This window comes from Nocardia sp. PLKS1-43 (assembly GCF_059510335.1).
The window spans coordinates 338,728-357,306 of record NZ_JCAJZQ010000002.1; the positions used below are offsets into that span (position 1 = coordinate 338,728).

Genomic DNA, 18,579 nt, shown 5'->3' on the forward strand with positions numbered 1-18,579 from the left:
TGGTCCGATCGGCTCAGCCCTTCGAAGGGCGGCGCTGCGGCTTGGGCGCGACCACGCCATCGGCCAGCCGCCGCGCGCTGATCAGGAACGCGGTGTGGCCCTGCATGCGGTGTTCCGGGCGGACCGCCAAGCCCACCACATGCCAGGGCCGCACCAGCGACTCCCAGGCCCGCGGCTCGGTCCAGCACTGTTGCTGCCGGAGCGCCTCCACGGTCTCCGAGAGCTGCGTCACGGTCGCCACGTAAACGATGAGCACGCCGCCGGGAATCAGCGCCTTGGCCACCGAGGGCAGCGCGTCCCAGGGTTTGAGCATGTCCAGGACGGCGCGGTCGACCGGTTCGCCGTCGTAATCGGCGACGTCACCGAGGGTCAGCGTCCAGTTCGCTGGACGTTCGCCGAAGAATCGTTCGACATTGCGGATCGCATGGTCGGCGTGATCGTCGCGGATCTCGTAGGACAGCACCCGCCCCTGCGGACCCACCGCGCGCAGCAGTGAGCACGTCAGCGCGCCGGACCCCGCACCCGCCTCCAGCACGCGGGCGCCGGGGAACACGTCGCCCTCGTGCACGATCTGCGCGGCGTCCTTCGGATAGATCACCGCCGCGCCGCGCGGCATCGACAGCACATAGTCGACCAGCAGCGGGCGCAGCGCGAGATACGGTGTGCCGTTGGCGGATTGGACCACCGTGCCCTCGTCGGAGCCGATCAGGTCGTCGTGGCGGATCTGGCCCTTGTGAGTGTGGAATTCCTTGCCCGGCTCCAGCACGACCGTGTGTTGGCGGCCCTTGGCGTCGGTCAGCTGCACCCGGTCACCTTCGGTGAATGGACCGGTCCGTCTGGCCGTCATGGATCTCCGTTCTCTGCTGCGACTACTCCATCGGGCGCGAATTGTCGGTGCCCCCGGATAGCCTGCCAGGTATGTCAGCGCCGCCGACGATCACCCCGCAACCGGAGCCCGCGCCCGCGTACACTCCGGCGCTGTCTCCTTCGCGGGCAATGGATTTCAAACAATGCCCGTTGAAATACCGCCTGCGCGCGGTGGATCGGATCCCGGAGCCGCCGGCGCGTGCCGCGGTGCGCGGCACGGTGGTGCACGCGGTTCTGGAGGCACTATACGGGTTACCCAGCGGCGAACGGATTCCCGACCGCGCCGCCACCCTCGTCACCCCCGCCTGGCACCGTTTGCTGGACGAACGCCCGGAGCTCGCCGAGGTGGTCGAGGAGGGCGGTCTCGACGGCTTTCTGGACGAGGTGCACCGGCTGGTTAGCAGCTACTACCGCCTGGAGGATCCCACCGCCTTCGACCCCGAATCCTGTGAGTCGCTGATCGAGGTGAGCCTGCCGGACGGCTCCCCGCTGCGCGGATTCGTCGATCGCATCGACGTCGCTCCCGGTGGCCGCCTGACCGTGGTGGACTACAAGACCGGCCGCTCCCCGGCCCCCGGCAACGAGAACAGCGCCCTGTTCCAGTTGAAGTTCTATGCCCTGATCATGCTGCGCACCCGCGGTGTCGCACCCACCCGCCTGCGCCTGATCTACCTGTCCGACGGCCAGATCCTGACCTACCACCCCGACGAGGCGGAACTCCTGCGCTTCGAGCGCATCCTCTCGGCCCTCTGGGCAGCCATCAGCACGGCCCTGCGCACCGGGGATTTCCCGCCCAACCGCAGCGGACGCTGCCAATACTGCGACTACCAGCCCCTGTGCCCCGCATTCGGCGGCACTCCACCGCCCTACCCGGGCCCGCCGCGAACCGTGGCGGACCCGCGCTAGGCGCTTCCTAGAACCTGCAGGAGCGGATGTCCGTGGCGAGGACCGCCTTGGCGCCCAGCTCGGCGAGTTGGTCCATGACCTCGTTGCTCTGCTTGCGGGGGACCATCGCGCGCACAGCGACCCAGCCCGGGTCGGCGAGCGGGGAGACGGTGGGCGATTCCAGGCCGGGAGTGATCTGCACGACAGTGTCGAGCAGATCCTTCGGGCAGTCGTAGTCGAGCATGAGGTACTGCTGCGCGAAAACCACACCCTGGACACGGGCGACGAGCTGGTTGCGCCCCTTGTCGCTGCGGTCGGACCCGGCGGCCTCGATCAACACCGCTTCCGAATCGCAGAGCGACTCGCCGAACGCCACCAGATTGTGCTGACGCAGCGTGCGACCCGAGCCGACCACATCGGCGATGGCGTCGGCGACACCGAGCTGAATGGAGATCTCCACCGCGCCGTCGAGGCGGATCACCTCGGCCTCGATGCCACGACGCCGCAAATCCGCCAGCACCAGATTCGGGTAGGAGGTGGCGATGCGCTTGTCGTAGAGGTCTTCGACCTTCCACTCGCGTCCGGCGGGCGCCGCGTACCGGAATCGCGAGCCGCCGAAACCCAGGCTCAGCCGTTCCTGAACCGGCGCACCGGAATCCAGCGCGAGATCGCGGCCGGTGATGCCCAGGTCCAGCTCGCCCGAGCCGACGTAGATGGCGATGTCCTTGGGCCGCAGGAAGAAGAATTCGACCTGATTGCTGTTGTCGAGCACGGACAGGTCACGCGAATCCGTGCGCTTGCGGTAACCGGCTTCGGTGAGGATGGCGACGGCGGCCTCGGACAGGGCGCCCTTGTTGGGGACTGCGACGCGGAGCATGGAGATGTCCTTTCCGGACGTGTGATGGAGAGTTCTGCGGGGACCGCGCGGGCATCGCGCAAGCTATCCGTCACAGATGTCGGTACACGTCCTCCAGACGCAGTCCGCGCCCGACCATCAGCACCTGCACCCAATACAGCAGCTGCGAGATCTCCTCGGACAACGCGTCGTCGCTCTCGTGTTCGGCTGCCAGCCAGACCTCACCGGCCTCCTCCAGCACCTTCTTGCCCTGCGAATGCACACCCGCGTCCAATGCCGCCACGGTTCCGGACCCCTCGGGGCGGTTGACCGCACGATCCTGGAGCTCGGCGAACAGGGTTTCGAAAGTCTTCACGGCTCGTGATTCTTTCAGATCAGGTCACGCTGGGCGTTTTCGGCCTCCGCTTCGTTCCGGCGACCAGGACGGCCGATCGCGTAGACGTAGTGGTGGCCGTCGTCGGCCGGACTGTCCGGCGTCATCGGCCCCTCGGCGATCCGGCGCATGCCGGCCTTCTCCAGCGCGCGCCAGGACGGACGGTTCGCCGCGGCGACCGGGATGATGATGCAGTCCGCCAGCGGGTATTCGAACCAGGTCGCCGCGATCATCGCGCGAATCATCGCCGGACCGAGACCGCATCCGACTCGTTTCGGATCACCGATGAAGTAGTCGAGCGAGGCCGCCTCGGCCGGCACCGTGATCAACTTCGCCAGGTCCTCGAGGTACTCCGGATAGTCGGTCAATCGACAGCGCTGGATCAGGCCGATCGGTTCGCCGTCTGCGAAGATCAGCAGATCCTCGCCCGGTTCCTCGCCGCGCATACCCGGCCCGAAGTCGCGTTCGACCGCCGCCGCGGTGAATTCGTGATTCCACCAGCGATGCACATGCGGCTGGGCGAGCCACCCGCACAACAGCGGGAAGTCCGCGGCGGCCAGCCGCCGCCAGGTGAACTCGGGCAGGGATGCGCCGGTCATGCAGCGACGCTAACAGCCCCGGTAGTCCGTTTTCACCCGATTTTCCGCGACTGCCGAGCGACCGCGGATTCCGGTGACCGCGCACCGGAATCCGCGGCGAGTGGCTATCCGGCGAGCAGTACCTGCAGTTCGGCCACGGCAATCCGCAGCTGTTCGGCGAACGCGTGCATCTCGTCTGCCACCGAGGTCGGGGTGGCCAGGTACAGGTTCCAGCGATCCGGCAGCAGAACGTACGCCACGCCGATGCACTTGGCGCTGGTGCAGCCGAAACCGAAGTACTCGATATTCGCCGACGGCGCGGAGCTGGTGCTCAGATAGTCGTCCCGGGTGATCAGCCATCCGGGGCTCTCGTAGAAGGGCATCGGCTCGGTGATGCCGAGTTCGGCGCCGCGACGCCGCTGGATCAGCTGCAATTCCCACAGATGCTGTTCGGGCGCCCTGCCGCTCTGGCAATCCTTCGCCCGGGCCACGTGCGCCTGCGCGGCGGCGCGGGCGATTTCCTGCCGCTGCTGCGCCGAGAACGCCGGGTCATCCATGGCCGCAACGAATTCCAGAATCTCCGGAGTCACCACCCGCATCGCCTCGGTCCGCCCGTTGCGGTACTGGCGAGTGGCGATCGACTCGTAGGTGGCACCGGTGCGGCCCTTGCTGCGCCGATGTGCGAGCTGATAACTCAACTGCGCGAAGGCATCCGGCGAGATGCCCAGCGACTTCGCCTGCTGGGTACCGAAATCCGGGAAGGAGACCGTGAGGGTGGCGTTGTCGGCGGCGAAGGCGGCGAACGACGCTGCGGCACGGCGGATTTCACCGCGCAACGCCTCGTCCAACCGGAATTCGATGGCCTCGATCGGCGGGACGCCCTGCGCCCGCGCACCGGACCGCTCGGCGTGCTCGGCGACGGTCTTCTCCAGCAGCGCGTCCACGAAGGACAGGATCGTGGTGCCGTCCAGTCCGCAGTGCTCGACGTTGATTCCGGCGGTGCCGTCGGCGAAGACCAGGAAGGACACCGCCTTGTCGAACCACCGGTTCCCGCTGTCGCCGTGCAACAGCTGGTCGCAGGCGTGCTGAGTGTCGTGCGGGGCGAAATCCTCCAGACAGACACAGAACAGCGCGGTCTCGATGACATCCAGTGCCGCGGCGTTCACGGGCTCGGAACGCAGCGTCGGGTACACCCCTGCCCACTCCACCCGGGACAGCGTGGTGAGGTGCCCGACCGCCGTGCCGTCCGCCGCGCGGGTAGCGCCGGACTTCATCACCGCGCACAACCCGCCGGCGAGATCCTCTGGTGCATACGGGGTTCCGGACGGGTCGAGCACATCCATCCGGAACAGGTTGCCGCGGAACAACACCACGATGTGCCGGGCGTCCGACGGTCCGGGCCACTGCTCGCTGTACGGCCGGCGCACGGTGTCCTGCGGATCGCCGGGAATCCTGGTCTCGGAGAACAGCGATTTGTTCTGCGCCATCGAAAGATGCTGTCCGCGTTGCAGGATGGGCGGAATCAGCTCCTGGTCCAGCAGCAGTTTGTAGTCCACCGCCGCGGTGATGATCGCCGCGGCCCGATCGACCTGGCGAGCGTCCGCGGCGTCGTCGGCGGTCGCCGCGGACACCGACGCGGCCGAGCGAGCCAGCGGCGTGTCGTCGCGGAAGAGGAAGAAGAAGTTGGCGTTCAACGCGATCCGGTCGCGCCGGCCCAGATACCGGGACGGCCAGAACTCGTCCAGCCAGCTGTCCACGCCCGGTTCCGCGTCGAACCGCACCAGATCCGCGTGCAGGGCACGGGCCGGGCCGTCTTCGCGCAGCAGATCCTCCACCGCACGGCGGGTCTGCTCGAATTGCTCATCGGTGAGCAGCGGTGCACTCCACTGCAGGAAACGGGCGCAACTGTCTTCGAGTGTCGGCAGCGGCACACGCGGCAGCTGGTCGTCGAAGGCGAAGGTGCGGTCGGTCACTGGCGGTCCTCGGGGTCGATGGGTACGGGGCCGGTTGGTGAGACATGTGCGTATCGATCATCGCGTCCGGTCGCCGGGCGACCGGACGCGGGCCGATCAGACCGAGTCGGATCGTCCGGGGACGGGTGAATCCGGCTCGTACGGTTCGGGTGTCGAATAGTACAACTCGGCGTGCATCCAGCCGTCCTCCTCCACCCCCGAAGGGTCGATTCCCCTGGCGGACAAGGTGTTCAGCACCTGGGTCCGCTCGGCATCGGAGGCGAACCGGCGCTGGTGGAAGGTCCCCGGCATCTTCCGGGTGTGGTAACCGAGCCGGGCCAGCCGCCGCGCGATCGGCTCGTAGTCGTACATCCGCAACACGAAATGCGCCATCCAGGGCAGGCGGTCGCCGTGCGCGTGCACCACCTGCAGCAGCGTGCGATCGGTGACGTAGCCGATACAGCCGGTGGATATCACCATGTCCGTGGACGCGAGCACCGTGCGCTGCGCCGCGGTCGGCGGGCCCGACTCCAGGTCGGCGTGGACCGCGTCGTGCAGCAATCCGGCCGCGGTCGCGTACGCCAGCGCGGGCGCGGAGGCGTCCATACCCACGAAACGTACCTGCGGCTGCCGGTCGCGCGCCGCGAGCCGGGCACGGTCCCGCTCGATCCGGGCCGCGGTGTCGCCGCCGCGGTAGTGCTCGGCGAGCTGGGCGACGCTGGTGTCGAAACGCAACAGCGCGGCGTTCACCCCGTAGGAGCACCCGATGTCCAGAACGGTCGGCGCGGCACCGGCGGCCGCGCGGTAGTCGGCGATGAATCTCTCGAAGTGCGGTTTGGCCAATTCCGGTATCCGATAGTCCAATTCGGACATTCGGAGGTAGTAGTCCCGAGGGTCGGTTCGGTCGTAGATGTCGTCGAACGAGGCTTTTCCAGTGCTGTGCAAGGAAACCGGCACTCCGCACTCCTCTCAATCGAGTAATCGGTCACCGCGCACGGATCGGCCCGCCGCGGCCAGATGGTCCGGCAGGACCCGCCCGAACAACTGCCTGGTGCGCTCGGCTGTACCGATCACTCCGGGACGCTCGTTGTAGGCGAAAATCGCGGTGTGCCGCTGTCGATCTCCCGCGACCGGCGACACCCGGTGCAGCGAGAACCGGCCCTGGAACAGCTGCAGATCTCCTGGACGCAGCTCGAGCCGCCGGACGAGTCGATCCCCCGCGCCGGTCAGCACCGCGCGCACGTCGTCGAGATTCTCCGCCCGCGGCGACCGAATCCCCGGGCAGTACTCGAAGATTCCGCCCTCGTCCGGCGACTGGGTCAGCATCGATACGGTGAATTCGTTGGTATCGAAATGCCACGGATGGGACATGCCCGGCGAGACCACGTTGAGGCAGAGCCCGGCCAGCGGGTCGGCGAACTCGTGGAGTTCGGGCAGTTCGAAACAGTCGGCGAGGAATCGCCGGAACAGCGGACTGCTGTACAGGACCTGGATCAGCGCCTCGGGCGGGATGAGATCGCGTGCGACGAAAGCGTTTCCGCGCTCCAGCACAATCCGGCCCGGATGGTCCGGCGGCAGATCCGCGTCCAGCGGGATGTTGTACGCGTTCACCCGCTCGACGCGGTAGTAGGCCTGCGGGGCGAGCGCGACGCCCTCGGTGCGCAGCGCCTCGAGCAACTCCGGCCGGATGAAACCCCGGAGCACACAGCAGCCGTCCCGGCCGAGTTCGGCACGCGCCGTGCCGACTACCTCGTCCCATGCCGCGGATCGCGGCTGCCGCAACGGATACCGGGTGGTATCGATGACCGCTTCCAGGGTTCCCGAGTCGTCCTGTCCTGAACCGTTTTCCGATTCATGCACTTGCGCCCCCTGTCGCCGTCATGGCGACCATTGTGACCCGGGGACGCCTCGCCCACGGCAATTCGGACAGATCGTTGGCATAAATCACAAACCGGCGAGTAGCCGTGCGCAACAGCGCAGTTCATGATCACAAGCGATCGGACCGACCGGCCCGTATGTACCGGCGACGGTCCGCGCACCGGAATGCCTGTCGCACCGGATGATTCACCAGCCATCGAGTACGAAAACGGGTTTCGCAGACGTCGCGCGGCGGCTCAGACGAGCACGTGGAGATCGGCGACGGTCAATCCGATCAGGGAATCGCGGAAGGTGTAGCCGGGCGCGGGCGGGACCGGAATCTCACACGGGATCACCAGCACCGCACAGCCCGCGGCGGCCGCGGATGCCGAGCCGGTCGGTGAATCCTCCACCGCCACACAGTGTTCGGGGGCGATATCGAGCAGCTCGGTGGCGCGCCGATAGGGGTCCGGGGCAGGTTTGCCGTGCACCACCTCGTCGCCGCAGACCGAGACGTCGAAGTACTCGCGGCCGAGCGTGTTCAGGCACACCTCGGCGACCGCGCGCTGAGTGTTGGTGACCAGCGCCGTCCGCAATCCCGCCGCACGGACCATGCGCAATGCCTCCTGCGCGCCGGGACGCCACGGAATCGGGCCGGCCATCAGCTGCGTCACCCGCCGCTCGAGCCACTCCCCCGCCTCGGCCATCCGCACCGGATCGAGCTCGAGTCCCAGACCGGCGAAGATGATCCGCAGTGTGTTCGCCGCGGCGGAGCCGATCAGCGCGTGCCTGGTCGCATCGGTCATCTCACCGCCGAGTTCCACCGACAGCTCGCGCACCGCGATATCCCAGAGCTTCTCCGAATCCAGCAGAGTGCCGTCCATATCCCACAGCACGGCCTTCGCGGCGGGTGCGGACATCCGGCGGCTCCCTTCCTCGGATCTGAATTCCGGCGCCGATGATCGGCTTTCCGGCGCACCACCCCTGAATTCGCTACTTTCCGAGGTCGTCACGCCGTCGACACACTATCGGCCCGGCACCTGTGACCCGGATCCGCCCCGGCAAGGGCAACCGGGCCGGATCAGCGCTCATCCCACCTGGGAGTCGAGGATCACCGTCTGGCCGTTGACCGATCCGACGCGGCACCACCGCTGCTCCGAGGTGACCTGCCCGTTCTTGTAGTGATACGTGACCGTACCGGTAGCCGTATCGCCGTTCTCGGTGACACCGCTCACCGTCACAGAACTGAATTCGCCCCAGAACTGCAGGTAGTTGTCGTATCCGCCGGACGAGGACTGATATCCGGAGGACAGCAGCGGCCACGCGGCCGCCGCATTGCCCGGCAGCATGCCGTAGTAGCTGGTCATGAACCCGGCGGGGTCCGCGGGCACGGCCGCGGTGGTGGTCGCGGACGTCGTCGTGGTGGTCGTCCTCGATGACGCCGGGGTCGTGGTGGTGGTCGGCTGGGCGCTGCCGGTGCTCTGCTCGCGTGCGGGCGGCAGGGCCGCGGCCGAGGTGGACCGAGTCGCCGACGCCGCCGCGGCCGGGTGGTCCTGTCCACCGCTGCCACCTCGCACCATCACGACCAGCCCGACGATCACGAGCACGACGACCACACCGGCCGCGGCGAGGATCAGCACGCGGCGATCGGCCGTCGACTCGGCAGGCTTCGACTCGGCCATCGGCGTCGCACCGGGAGTCGTCCCGCCGGGAGCCGCCGCACCGATGTGCAATGTCGGATCGGCGGCATTGCCTGCCGCCGCGCCTCCGGCCAGGACGGTCGTCGCGGCCGTGGCATCGGCCGGACCGGATGTCGGCAGGATCTTCGTGGCCGAAGGCGGCAGCACCGGCGCTCGCCCCTCGGCGACGGCCTCGAGTTCCTTGCGGGCCTCGGTCATGGTCGGCCGGTCGCCGGGGGCGGCGGCCAGCAGTCGCATCAGAACCGGGCCGAGCGCGCCCGCGTGCTGCGGGCTTGGCACCTCGGCTCGCACCACCGCGTGCAGTACGGCCAGCGGATTGTCGCCCTCACCGAACGGCGGCTGCCCCTCCACCGCCGCGTACAGCGTGGAGCCCAGGGCGAACACATCCGACGGTGATTCCGGATTTTCTCCGCGCGCCACTTCGGGAGCCAGATACGCCGGCGTGCCCGCGAGAAATCCGGTGGAGGTCACCGTGACATCGCCGACCGCGCGGGAGATGCCGAAATCGGTGATCTTCACCGCCCCGTTGTCCGCGACCAGGATATTGGCCGGTTTCACGTCGCGGTGCACGATTCCGGCGTCGTGCGCGGCGGCCAGCGCGGCGGCGACCCGGGCACCGATCCGGGCCACCTCCGCGGGGTCCAGACGGCCCTTGTCCCGCAGCAGCGTCGCCAGGCTCGGCGCGTCGACGAATTCCATGACCAGCCACGGCTGGCCGTCCTCCTCCGCGACATCGAAGACCGTGACCGCGTTCTGATGATGCAGCCGCGCGGCGATGCGCCCCTCGCGCATCGCCCGCATCTTCGCCTCCAGCGCCTGCGACCGCGTCAGGCCGGGGGCGAGCAGAAGCTGCTTCACCGCCACCGTACGCCGCAGCCGGACGTCACTGGCCCGCCAGACGACCCCCATTGCCCCCGAGCCGATGGGATCGCCCAGCCGGTAACGTCCCGCGATCAGCCGGTCTGATGTCATGTTCTCGTGCCCCTCCTACGCTTGCACGCCGAGCCACCCTGCCACTCTGCGTGAAGCCCGGAAACTCAAACAGCTTACGCGTTAAAATATTTCGCTTCGGGATGCAGTAGGACGAACGCATCCGTCGACTGCTCCGGATGCAGTTGCAACTCGTCGGACAGTGTGACACCGATCCGCTCGGCTTCCAGAATCGATACCAGTTTCGCGCGGTCCTCGAGATCGGGGCAGGCGCCGTAGCCGAATGAGTAACGCGCGCCGCGGTATCCGAGCTTGAAGTACTCCTGCACGTCGGCGGGGTCGTCGTCGGCCACCGCATGCCCGTCGAGCACCAGTTCCTCGCGAATCCGGCGGTGCCAGTATTCGGCCAGCGCCTCGGTCAACTGGACACCGATACCGTGCACCTCGAGGTAATCGCGGTAATTGTTCTGCGCGAACAACTCGTTGGCGAAATCCGCGATCGGCGATCCCATAGTGACGAGCTGGAACGGCAGCACATCCACCTGTCCGCTTCGTGCCGCGAGTTCGCGCGAACGGACGAAATCGGCGATACACAGGAAACGGTCGCGTTGCTGGCGCGGAAATGCGAACCGATAGCGTTCCGGCGCACCGGGATCCGGCTCGGACAGCACGATCACCTCATCGCCCTCGGAGACCGCTGGGAAGTACCCGTAGACGACCGCGGCGTGAGCGAGCACGCCGTCGGCGGTGAGCCGGTCGAGCCAGTACCGCAGCCGCGGGCGTCCCTCCGATTCGACCAATTCCTCATAGCTCGGGCCGTCGCCGCCACGCTGACCGCGCAGGCCCCACTGGCCCAGGAACAGCGCGCGCTCGTCCAGCAGGCCCGAATACTCTTGCAGCGAAAGGCCCTTCACCACCCGGCTGCCCCAGAACGGCGGCACGGGGACGGGCAGATCGGCGGCCACATCGGAGCGGGCAGGCACCTGCACGGGCACCTCGGCCGCCTTGCGTTCGGCGGCAATGCGTTTGGAGCGTTCGTGCCGGGCCTTGCGCTCGGCGGCCTTCTCCCGCGCGGCGATCGCCTCCGGGCTGTCGGCATCGATACCGCCGCCGCGCTTGATCGTCATGATCTCGTCCATCAGGCGCAGACCCTCGAACGCGTCGCGCGCGTAGTGCACATCGCCCTGGTAGACATCGGTCAGATCGTTCTCGACATACGAGCGGGTCAGCGCGGCCCCGCCCAGCAGCACCGGGAACTGATCGGCGATCCCGCGGGTGTTGAGCTCCTCGAGGTTCTCCTTCATCACCACGGTCGACTTGACCAGCAGGCCGGACATGCCGATCACATCGGCCTTCTTGTCCATCGCGGCGTCCAGGATCGTCGCGATCGGCTGTTTGATGCCCAGGTTGACGACCTCGTAGCCGTTGTTGGACAGGATGATGTCGACCAGGTTCTTGCCGATGTCGTGCACATCGCCCTTGACCGTGGCCAGGACGATGCGGCCCTTGCCCGAATCGTCGGTGGCCTCCATATGCGGTTCCAGATACGCGACCGCGGCCTTCATCACCTCCGCGGACTGCAGTACGAACGGCAGCTGCATCTGGCCCGAGCCGAACAGCTCGCCGACCGTCTTCATCCCGGACAGCAGCGTCTCGTTGATGATCTGCAGCGGCGGCACCTCGGCCATGGCCGCGTCCAGATCGGCCTCGATATCGTTGCGCTCGCCGTCGACGATGCGCCGCTCGAGCCGGTCGAACAGCGGCAGCGCGGCGAGCTCCTGCGCGCGCGAGGCCTTCGAGGAGGCCGTGGAGACGCCCTCGAACAGCGCCATCAGCTTCTGCAGCGGGTCGTAGCCGTCGCTGCGCCGGTCGTACACCAGATCCAGCGCCGTCTCGCGCTGCTCGTCGGGGATCCGGCTGATCGGCAGGATCTTCGAGGCGTGCACGATGGCTGAATCCAGTCCGGCTTCGACGCATTCGTGCATGAAGACCGAGTTGAGCACCTGCCGCGCGGCCGGATTCAGGCCGAAGGAGATGTTCGACAGGCCCAGGGTGGTCTGCACGTCCGGATGGCGGCGCTTGAGTTCGCGGATCGCCTCGATGGTCTCCAGACCGTCGCGCCGGGACTCCTCCTGGCCGGTACCCAGGGTGAAGGTGAGCGTATCGATGATGATGTCGCTCTCGGCCAGACCCCAGTTGCCGGTGATGTCGGCGATCAGGCGTTCGGCGATCTCGACCTTGTGCTGTGCGGTGCGGGCCTGCCCCTGCTCGTCGATGGTCAGCGCGACCACCGCCGCACCGTGCTCGGCGACCAGCGCCATCGTCTTCTGGAAGCGCGAATCCGGTCCCGCGCCGTCCTCGTAGTTCACCGAGTTGACCGCGCAGCGGCCGCCCAGATGTTCCAAACCCGCTCGCAGCACCGGGGTTTCGGTGGAGTCGAGCATGATCGGCAGGGTCGAGGCGGTGGCCAGCCGGCTCGCCAGCGCCTCCATATCCTTGGTGCCGTCGCGGCCGACGTAGTCGACACACAGATCCAGCATGTGCGCGCCGTCGCGGGTCTGGTCCTTGGCGATGTCCAGGCACTTCTGCCAATCCTCGGCCAGCATCGCCTCGCGGAACGCCTTGGAGCCGTTGGCATTCGTGCGCTCACCGATCATCAGCACCGAGGCGTCCTGCTCGAACGGGACCGCGGTGTACATACTCGACACGCTCGGTTCGTGCACCGGCTCGCGCCTGCCCGGGGCGACGCCGCGCACCGCCTCGGCGACCTGGCGGATGTGCTCCGGGGTGGTGCCGCAGCAGCCGCCGACCAGGGCCAGGCCGAATTCGGTGACGAAACCGCTCAGCGCGGCCGCCAATTCCTCCGGCGTCAACGGATATTCGGCGCCGTTGGGACCCAGCACCGGCAGGCCCGCGTTCGGCATCACCGACACCGGCAGTTGCGCGTGCTTGGACAGGTGCCGCAGATGTTCGCTCATCTCGGCCGGGCCGGTGGCGCAGTTCAGGCCGATCATGTCGACCCCGAGCGGTTCGATCGCGGTCAGCGCCGCGCCGATCTCGCTGCCGACCAGCATCGTCCCGGTGGTCTCCACGGTGACGTGGGTGATGATCGGGATCCGGCGGCCCGCCTGCGACATCGCCCGCCGCGAACCGGTCACCGCGGCCTTGACCTGCAACAGGTCCTGGCACGTCTCGATCAGGATCGCGTCGGCGCCGCCGTCGAGCATGCCCAGCGCGGCCTCGGTGTACGCATCGCGCAGGGCCGCGAACGGCGCATGGCCGAGGGTGGGCAGTTTGGTGCCGGGTCCCATGGAACCGAGCACGTATCGCGCGGAACCGTCGGCGCCCGGCCCCATCTCGTCGGCGACCTCGCGGGCGAGGCGGGTGCCGCGCTCGGACAGGTCCCGGATGCGGTCGGCGATATCGTAATCGGCGAGATTGGGCAGGTTGCAGCCGAAGGTGTTGGTCTCCACCGCATCCGCGCCGGCCTCGAAATAGGCGCGGTGGATGTGCCGCAGCACGTCCGGACGTGTCTCGTTCAGGATCTCGTTGCAACCCTCGAGGCCGCGGAAGTCGTCCAGCGACAGATCCGCAGCCTGCAGCATGGTGCCCATCGCACCGTCTCCGATAACGACACGCCGGGCGAGCGTGTCGAGCAAGGTGGTATCGAACTCGGCGCGGGGGGACACAGGCATGTACTAGAGGGTAATGGGAAGCAGGGACAAGTCCGACGACAGCGCCGGGTCACCAGCACGGGAAGTGGCCCGCGCCACACTCGGGCCGACCGGCCGGTCGGCCGCCACACGGTATGCCCGGAATTCGCGATCCACCCCGGGCCGACCGGACACGCTGTCGGCAATATGCCATGAACAGCGGGGCCGGTACGCCGTAGGCTGACCGGGTGAACGCCAGTGCATCACCCGATCCGGACCTGCCGACGTTGCGCGATCCGGTGCTCGTGGCCGCCTTCGAGGGCTGGAACGACGCCGCCGACGCCGCCAGCGGCGCCATCGAGCATCTGGAACTGATCTGGGACGCCGAACCTCTCGCCGAACTCGATTCCGAGGACTACTACGACTACCAGGTGAATCGGCCCACGGTCCGCCAGGTCGACGGCGTGACCCGCGAGATCCAGTGGCCCGCCACGACGCTGTCGGTGTGCTCGCCCCCGGGCAGCGAACGTGACGTGGTGCTGTTACACGGCATCGAACCGAATATGCGGTGGCGCAGTTTCTGTGACGACATCCTCGAACTCGTCGAGCAGCTGCGGGTGAGCACCGTGGTCATCCTCGGCGCGCTGCTCGCCGACACCCCGCACACCCGGCCCGTCCCGGTCACCGGAACCGCTTACAACAAGGAGGCGGCCGAGCAGTTCAGCCTGGAGCAGACCCGATACGAAGGCCCGACCGGGATCACCGGCGTGCTGCAGGACGCCTGCGTTCGCGCGGGCGTGCCGGCCGTGTCGTTCTGGGCGGCGGTGCCGCACTACGTCTCGCAACCGCCCAACCCCAAGGCCACGATCGCCTTGCTGCACCGCGTGGAAGAGGTGCTCGACATCGAGGTTCCACTCGGTGAGCTGCCCTCCCAGTCCGAGGACTGGGAATCCGCCGTCGACGAGATGACCGAGGGAGATGAAGAGGTCAGCGAGTACGTGCGTTCGCTCGAGGAGCGCGGTGACGCGGCCGTCGACCTGAACGAGGCGATGGCCAAGATCGACGGCGACGCCATCGCCGCGGAATTCGAGAAATACCTACGCCGCAGAGGCGGCCCAGGCGGCTTCGGGCTGTAATTTTGGCAATTTTGGCCTCCGCTTCGCCCGCGCCGAAAACCTTGCAGGTCTTCTTGCTGAGCCTTTCGCTTCGCGGGCGACTCCCAGCGGGACAGAGACGCTTCGCCGCTGGGTGCGTTGGGATTTCGCCTCGCTTCGCTTCGGCCGGCTGCTGCTGGGCTCGTCCCGCGGGCGAAGCGTCTCTGTGTCTTCAGAACTGTCAGGCAAGGAAGGTCGACCCCAAAGGTTTCGGCGCGGGCTCGTCGTTGCGCGGTCGAAGCGCATGGCCGAAGGCCGAGTCTCGACCGCGCAACGACGAGCCTTGAAGCGCCGGAAACCCGCCGGAGCGAAGCGGAGGCACATCGGACACTGCCCAGACTCGGGCTTCGGCCTCTTCGGCCAGTTTGGCGAGCAGGATTTCGCGTGGAATCGTTTGTCCCGCAAGATGTTCCAGGGATGGAACCACGACGTGGTGTGCGTCCGCGCGCTTGAGCTCGGCGGTCAGCTCCGCGAACGCGGTGCCGTCACCGGTTGTCGATTCATGGAACGTCGCGGCGAAGCACATCCCCGCGGAGTTGGCAAGGCTGCACATGGCGTCTTCGAGCTCTTCGGGGTGGCCTTCGGCCAGTTCGTCACGCACATACCCATAGATCAACGCTTCCACCCGAGCCTCCGTTGGGATCTGGATAGGGATTCGCTGTTCTGTTGTCGCCCCCCACATGCGGGGCGCTGCTCGACGAGGTACCGCGGGCCGATAGCACTGCTTCGGCGGTACCGCGCGGGCCGGAAAAACCGGCCCGTTTCGAGCATGCATCACTGCCAAATGTGATTGCAGATGTCAATGCGCTGACATTCGGATGCCCTATCCGGGCCATCTGGAGTTAACTGGTGGGATACTGAGGCCGTGGCCGCTGGTGACGATCGACCCGTTTGGGCAGTCCGAATGCGTTCCGAACGAGATGCCAGGGGGTGGTCACAGACCGAAGCGATCCGCGCGATGCGCGCCAAGTCCTCGCACAACCTGCCGACCGACAGCACTTTGCTACGCAACTGGCGGCGCTGGGAATCGGGCGAATCGCGACCCGACGAGTTCTACGCGCCGATCATCGCGGCGGCCTTCGACACCGTCACCGCCGCTTTCTTCCCCAAGGCACGCCCGAACCGGGACGACGAGTTGCTGTCCTCCACCGGGATGGACACCCTGGAATTCCTCGGCCGCCTGCGCATGTCCGATATCTCCTCGGCCACTCTCGACGCCATCCGGATCACCGCCGAGCGGCTGTGCTGCGAATATCCCAGTTCCGACCCGCGCACCCTGCACGCCGAGGGCACCGCGTGGCTGCGCCGCATCACCTCACTGCTGGACGGCCGACTGACCTTGGCGCAGCATCGCGAGGTGCTGGTCCTGGCCGGATGGGTCGCCCTGCTGGTCGGTTGCCTGGACTACGACCTGGGCCGGCGAACCGAGGCCGAGGCCACCCGCCGGGCCGCGTTGTCCCTGGGCCAGGAGGCCGACCACGCCGAGATCATCGGCTGGGGCGCGGAGATGGCCGCGTGGTTCGCCCTCACCCAGGGCAACTACCGCGGCGCGATCGACGCCGCCGACGCCGTTCTGGCAAGTACCCAGCAACTAGGCGTCGGCGTGCAACTCGCCGCACAGCAGGCCAAGGGCTGGGCGCGCCTGGGCGATCGCAGAGCGATGGACGCGGCGCTGCGCAGGGCCCGCTCGATCCTGGACCGACTCGACCATCCGGTCAATCTGGACAACCACTTCGTCGTGGACCCGCAGAAACTCGACTTCTACGCGATGGACTGCAGCCGCGTCGTCGGCGAGGACCAGTTGGCGAGAAGTTATGCGCAGCAGGTGATCCGGACATCCACGGGCCCCGGCGGCACGGTCCTCAAACCCATGCGGCTTTCCGAGGCACGACTGACCCTGGCCGTGCTGGCCGTGCGGGACGGCGCATTGGACCTCGCCGTCGACGAGGGCCTGCGTGCCTTCACCGGAACCCGGCGCTGCCTGCCGTCGCTGATGTGGGTCGCCAGCGAAACCGCCCGGGAGATGATCGAGCACTACCCGGACGATCCGCGCACCCGCACCTACCTCGAACAACTACGTGAGCTGGCAACACCGTGAACGCTGTGTTTTTGGCCTCCGCTGCGCTCCGGCGTGTTCGCGGCCCCCGAAGTCTCGCCGGGCCGCGAACCTTGCGGTTCGCGTTACCCGGGGTGAACGAGCCAGGGTGACCGACGGGTTCCCACGCTACGCTACGGCGGATCCGCAACCCCGCGAACCTCACCGCTCCCACCCGCGAACCTCGCAACTGGCCTAACCCGGGATGAACCAACCTGGCTGACCAACGGATGCCCACGCTGCCCTACGACGCGTCCACAACCCCGCGAACCTCACCGCTCCCCCGTCCGGCGAGACCAGCCGCGAACCTCGCAGCCGGCGTTATCCCCGGAGTGAGCGAACCTGGGTGACCGACGGTTCCACGCTGCGCTGGGGCGGGTCCACAACCCCGCGAACCTCACCGCTCCCCCGTCCGGCGAGACGGGCCGCGAATCTCGCAGCCGGCGTTATCCCCGGAGTGAGCGAACCTGGGTGACCGACGGTTCCACGCTGCGCTGGGGCGGGTCCGCGACCCCGCGGACCTCACCGCTCCCCCGTCCGGCGAGACGGGCCGCGAATCTCGCGGCTGGCGTTGCCCGGGGTGAGTGAGCTTGGGTGACCGTTGAATTGCGCTTCGCTTCCCTCCTGCGGTTTCCTGGTCCCCGCGGATCTCGAACCGGCTTCGGAGGTGTTCCCAGGGGCCGCGATAGCGCGGGAGCGGAGCGGAGGCCAAGATGGTGCAATGGACTTCAGTCTGCGGACCTGCTCGTGGCGGGGGCATGCCACCTACGCGCCCGATGAGACCGAACTCGCTGCCCGCCTTCATGTTTCGACTGCGGCGGGTACCGCGTGGCGCTGTCTGCGCTGCGGTGACTTCGTCGTCGGCGATCCCGCGGGCCGCGGTCCCGCCGACGAGGCGCCCGAGGTGCCACGCGGGCGGCTGCTGCGGGACCGGTTCATCATGCGGCTCCTGGCGATCGAGCGGATCGTGCGCGGTCTGATCTTCGTCGCGCTCGGGGCGGGGGTGTTCAAGGTCCGCAATTCGCAGCACCAGCTGCGCGCGGCATTCGACCGGGAGATGCCGCTGATTCAGCCGCTGGCCGATCAGATCGGTTGGAATCCGGACAATTCGAAGATCGTGCACTTCATCGAACAGGGCTGGAAGCTCTCGCCGACGGTGCTGAGCCTGATCGCGGTCGGGCTGTTGGCCTATGCGGCGATCGAATTCATCGAAGCGGTCGGACTGTGGCTGGCACATCGCTGGGGTGAGTACTTCGCCGTCGTCGCGACCGCGATCTTCCTGCCGCTGGAGATCTACGAGCTGACCGAGAAGATCACCGTGGTGCGCGCGGGTGCCCTGGTGATCAATATCGCCGCGGTGCTGTGGCTGTTGTGGTCCAAGCGACTGTTCGGACTCAACGGCGGCGGACGCGCGTACCACGCCGAACACAACGAGGCGAGCCTGCTCACGGTGGAACGTTCGGCCGTCGCGGTACCCGCGTCCTGATCGATGACCGACGCCACGGCGGCTGCTCGGCGCGCCGACGCCGGGGACGCCGTGGCGACCGCGGGCATCGGTATTACCCTCGACCCGGTGACCGAGTCCGCTGAAGGATTGCTGCCCGAGGCCGCATCCGCGACATCCAGGGGTGAGACAGCGGTGACGCGTACCTCCGCGACGGTCGCACCCGCCCTGGGGA

The 18,579-nt window shown here is 67.7% G+C and carries 15 protein-coding genes; 4 read left to right on the top strand and 11 right to left on the bottom strand.

Annotated features, from left to right (window positions below; translation table 11 throughout):
• Nucleotides 1–13: 13 nt before the first annotated feature.
• Nucleotides 14–847 (bottom strand): tRNA (adenine-N1)-methyltransferase, encoded by an 834-nt coding sequence (locus AC5WS7_RS09480; protein WP_495954040.1) that lies wholly within the window; start codon nucleotides 845–847, stop codon nucleotides 14–16.
• A 71-nt stretch (nucleotides 848–918) separates the two neighbouring features.
• Between AC5WS7_RS09480 and AC5WS7_RS09485 the strand changes: the two genes are divergently transcribed.
• Nucleotides 919–1,773: a RecB family exonuclease gene (locus AC5WS7_RS09485; RefSeq protein ID WP_495954041.1), complete on the top strand. Its 855-nt coding sequence runs from the start codon at nucleotides 919–921 to the stop codon at nucleotides 1,771–1,773.
• Nucleotides 1,774–1,780: 7 nt separating this feature from the next.
• On the opposite strand, the gene hisG is transcribed toward AC5WS7_RS09485, so the two are convergent.
• The 9 genes from hisG to metH all read right to left on the bottom strand — a co-directional run bounded on the left by hisG (nucleotide 1,781) and on the right by metH (nucleotide 13,693).
• Nucleotides 1,781–2,629 carry an ATP phosphoribosyltransferase gene (gene hisG / locus AC5WS7_RS09490; RefSeq protein ID WP_495954042.1) on the bottom strand — a complete coding sequence of 283 codons (849 nt, stop codon included), beginning with the start codon at nucleotides 2,627–2,629 and terminating at the stop codon, nucleotides 1,781–1,783.
• Between the two features lie 70 nt (nucleotides 2,630–2,699).
• Complete coding sequence (locus tag AC5WS7_RS09495) at nucleotides 2,700–2,963, bottom strand: phosphoribosyl-ATP diphosphatase (protein ID WP_067666519.1); 264 nt, start codon at nucleotides 2,961–2,963, stop codon at nucleotides 2,700–2,702.
• Nucleotides 2,964–2,977: 14 nt separating this feature from the next.
• Nucleotides 2,978–3,580 (bottom strand): GNAT family N-acetyltransferase, encoded by a 603-nt coding sequence (locus AC5WS7_RS09500; protein WP_495954043.1) that lies wholly within the window; start codon nucleotides 3,578–3,580, stop codon nucleotides 2,978–2,980.
• A 104-nt stretch (nucleotides 3,581–3,684) separates the two neighbouring features.
• Complete coding sequence (locus AC5WS7_RS09505) at nucleotides 3,685–5,532, bottom strand: choline/carnitine O-acyltransferase (protein WP_495954044.1); 1,848 nt, start codon at nucleotides 5,530–5,532, stop codon at nucleotides 3,685–3,687.
• A 96-nt stretch (nucleotides 5,533–5,628) separates the two neighbouring features.
• A complete protein-coding gene (locus AC5WS7_RS09510) occupies nucleotides 5,629–6,468 on the bottom strand; it encodes a class I SAM-dependent methyltransferase (protein ID WP_495954045.1) in 840 nt (279 codons plus the stop codon).
• Between the two features lie 12 nt (nucleotides 6,469–6,480).
• Nucleotides 6,481–7,371 carry a HalD/BesD family halogenase gene (locus AC5WS7_RS09515; RefSeq protein WP_495954046.1) on the bottom strand — a complete coding sequence of 297 codons (891 nt, stop codon included), beginning with the start codon at nucleotides 7,369–7,371 and terminating at the stop codon, nucleotides 6,481–6,483.
• A gap of 254 nt (nucleotides 7,372–7,625) precedes the next feature.
• The gene (locus AC5WS7_RS09520; protein ID WP_495954047.1) at nucleotides 7,626–8,288 is read right to left on the bottom strand and encodes an HAD family hydrolase; all 663 of its coding nucleotides are present in this window, start codon (nucleotides 8,286–8,288) and stop codon (nucleotides 7,626–7,628) included.
• A 168-nt stretch (nucleotides 8,289–8,456) separates the two neighbouring features.
• Nucleotides 8,457–10,040 carry a serine/threonine-protein kinase gene (locus AC5WS7_RS09525; protein WP_495954048.1) on the bottom strand — a complete coding sequence of 528 codons (1,584 nt, stop codon included), beginning with the start codon at nucleotides 10,038–10,040 and terminating at the stop codon, nucleotides 8,457–8,459.
• Nucleotides 10,041–10,114: 74 nt separating this feature from the next.
• Complete coding sequence (metH, locus tag AC5WS7_RS09530) at nucleotides 10,115–13,693, bottom strand: methionine synthase (RefSeq protein WP_495954049.1); 3,579 nt, start codon at nucleotides 13,691–13,693, stop codon at nucleotides 10,115–10,117.
• A gap of 206 nt (nucleotides 13,694–13,899) precedes the next feature.
• Here metH and AC5WS7_RS09535 point away from each other — a divergent pair, with 206 nt between their 5' ends.
• Entirely contained in the window at nucleotides 13,900–14,787 is an 888-nt protein-coding gene (locus AC5WS7_RS09535) for a PAC2 family protein (protein ID WP_495954050.1), read from the top strand.
• A 199-nt stretch (nucleotides 14,788–14,986) separates the two neighbouring features.
• Here AC5WS7_RS09535 and AC5WS7_RS09540 read toward each other — a convergent pair whose 3' ends face one another.
• Nucleotides 14,987–15,430 (bottom strand): hypothetical protein, encoded by a 444-nt coding sequence (locus AC5WS7_RS09540; protein ID WP_495954051.1) that lies wholly within the window; start codon nucleotides 15,428–15,430, stop codon nucleotides 14,987–14,989.
• A gap of 279 nt (nucleotides 15,431–15,709) precedes the next feature.
• Here AC5WS7_RS09540 and AC5WS7_RS09545 point away from each other — a divergent pair, with 279 nt between their 5' ends.
• Nucleotides 15,710–16,903: an NsdA family TPR-like regulatory protein gene (locus AC5WS7_RS09545; protein WP_495954052.1), complete on the top strand. Its 1,194-nt coding sequence runs from the start codon at nucleotides 15,710–15,712 to the stop codon at nucleotides 16,901–16,903.
• A 718-nt stretch (nucleotides 16,904–17,621) separates the two neighbouring features.
• Nucleotides 17,622–18,386 carry a DUF2127 domain-containing protein gene (locus tag AC5WS7_RS09550; RefSeq protein ID WP_495954053.1) on the top strand — a complete coding sequence of 255 codons (765 nt, stop codon included), beginning with the start codon at nucleotides 17,622–17,624 and terminating at the stop codon, nucleotides 18,384–18,386.
• Nucleotides 18,387–18,579 lie beyond the last annotated feature (193 nt).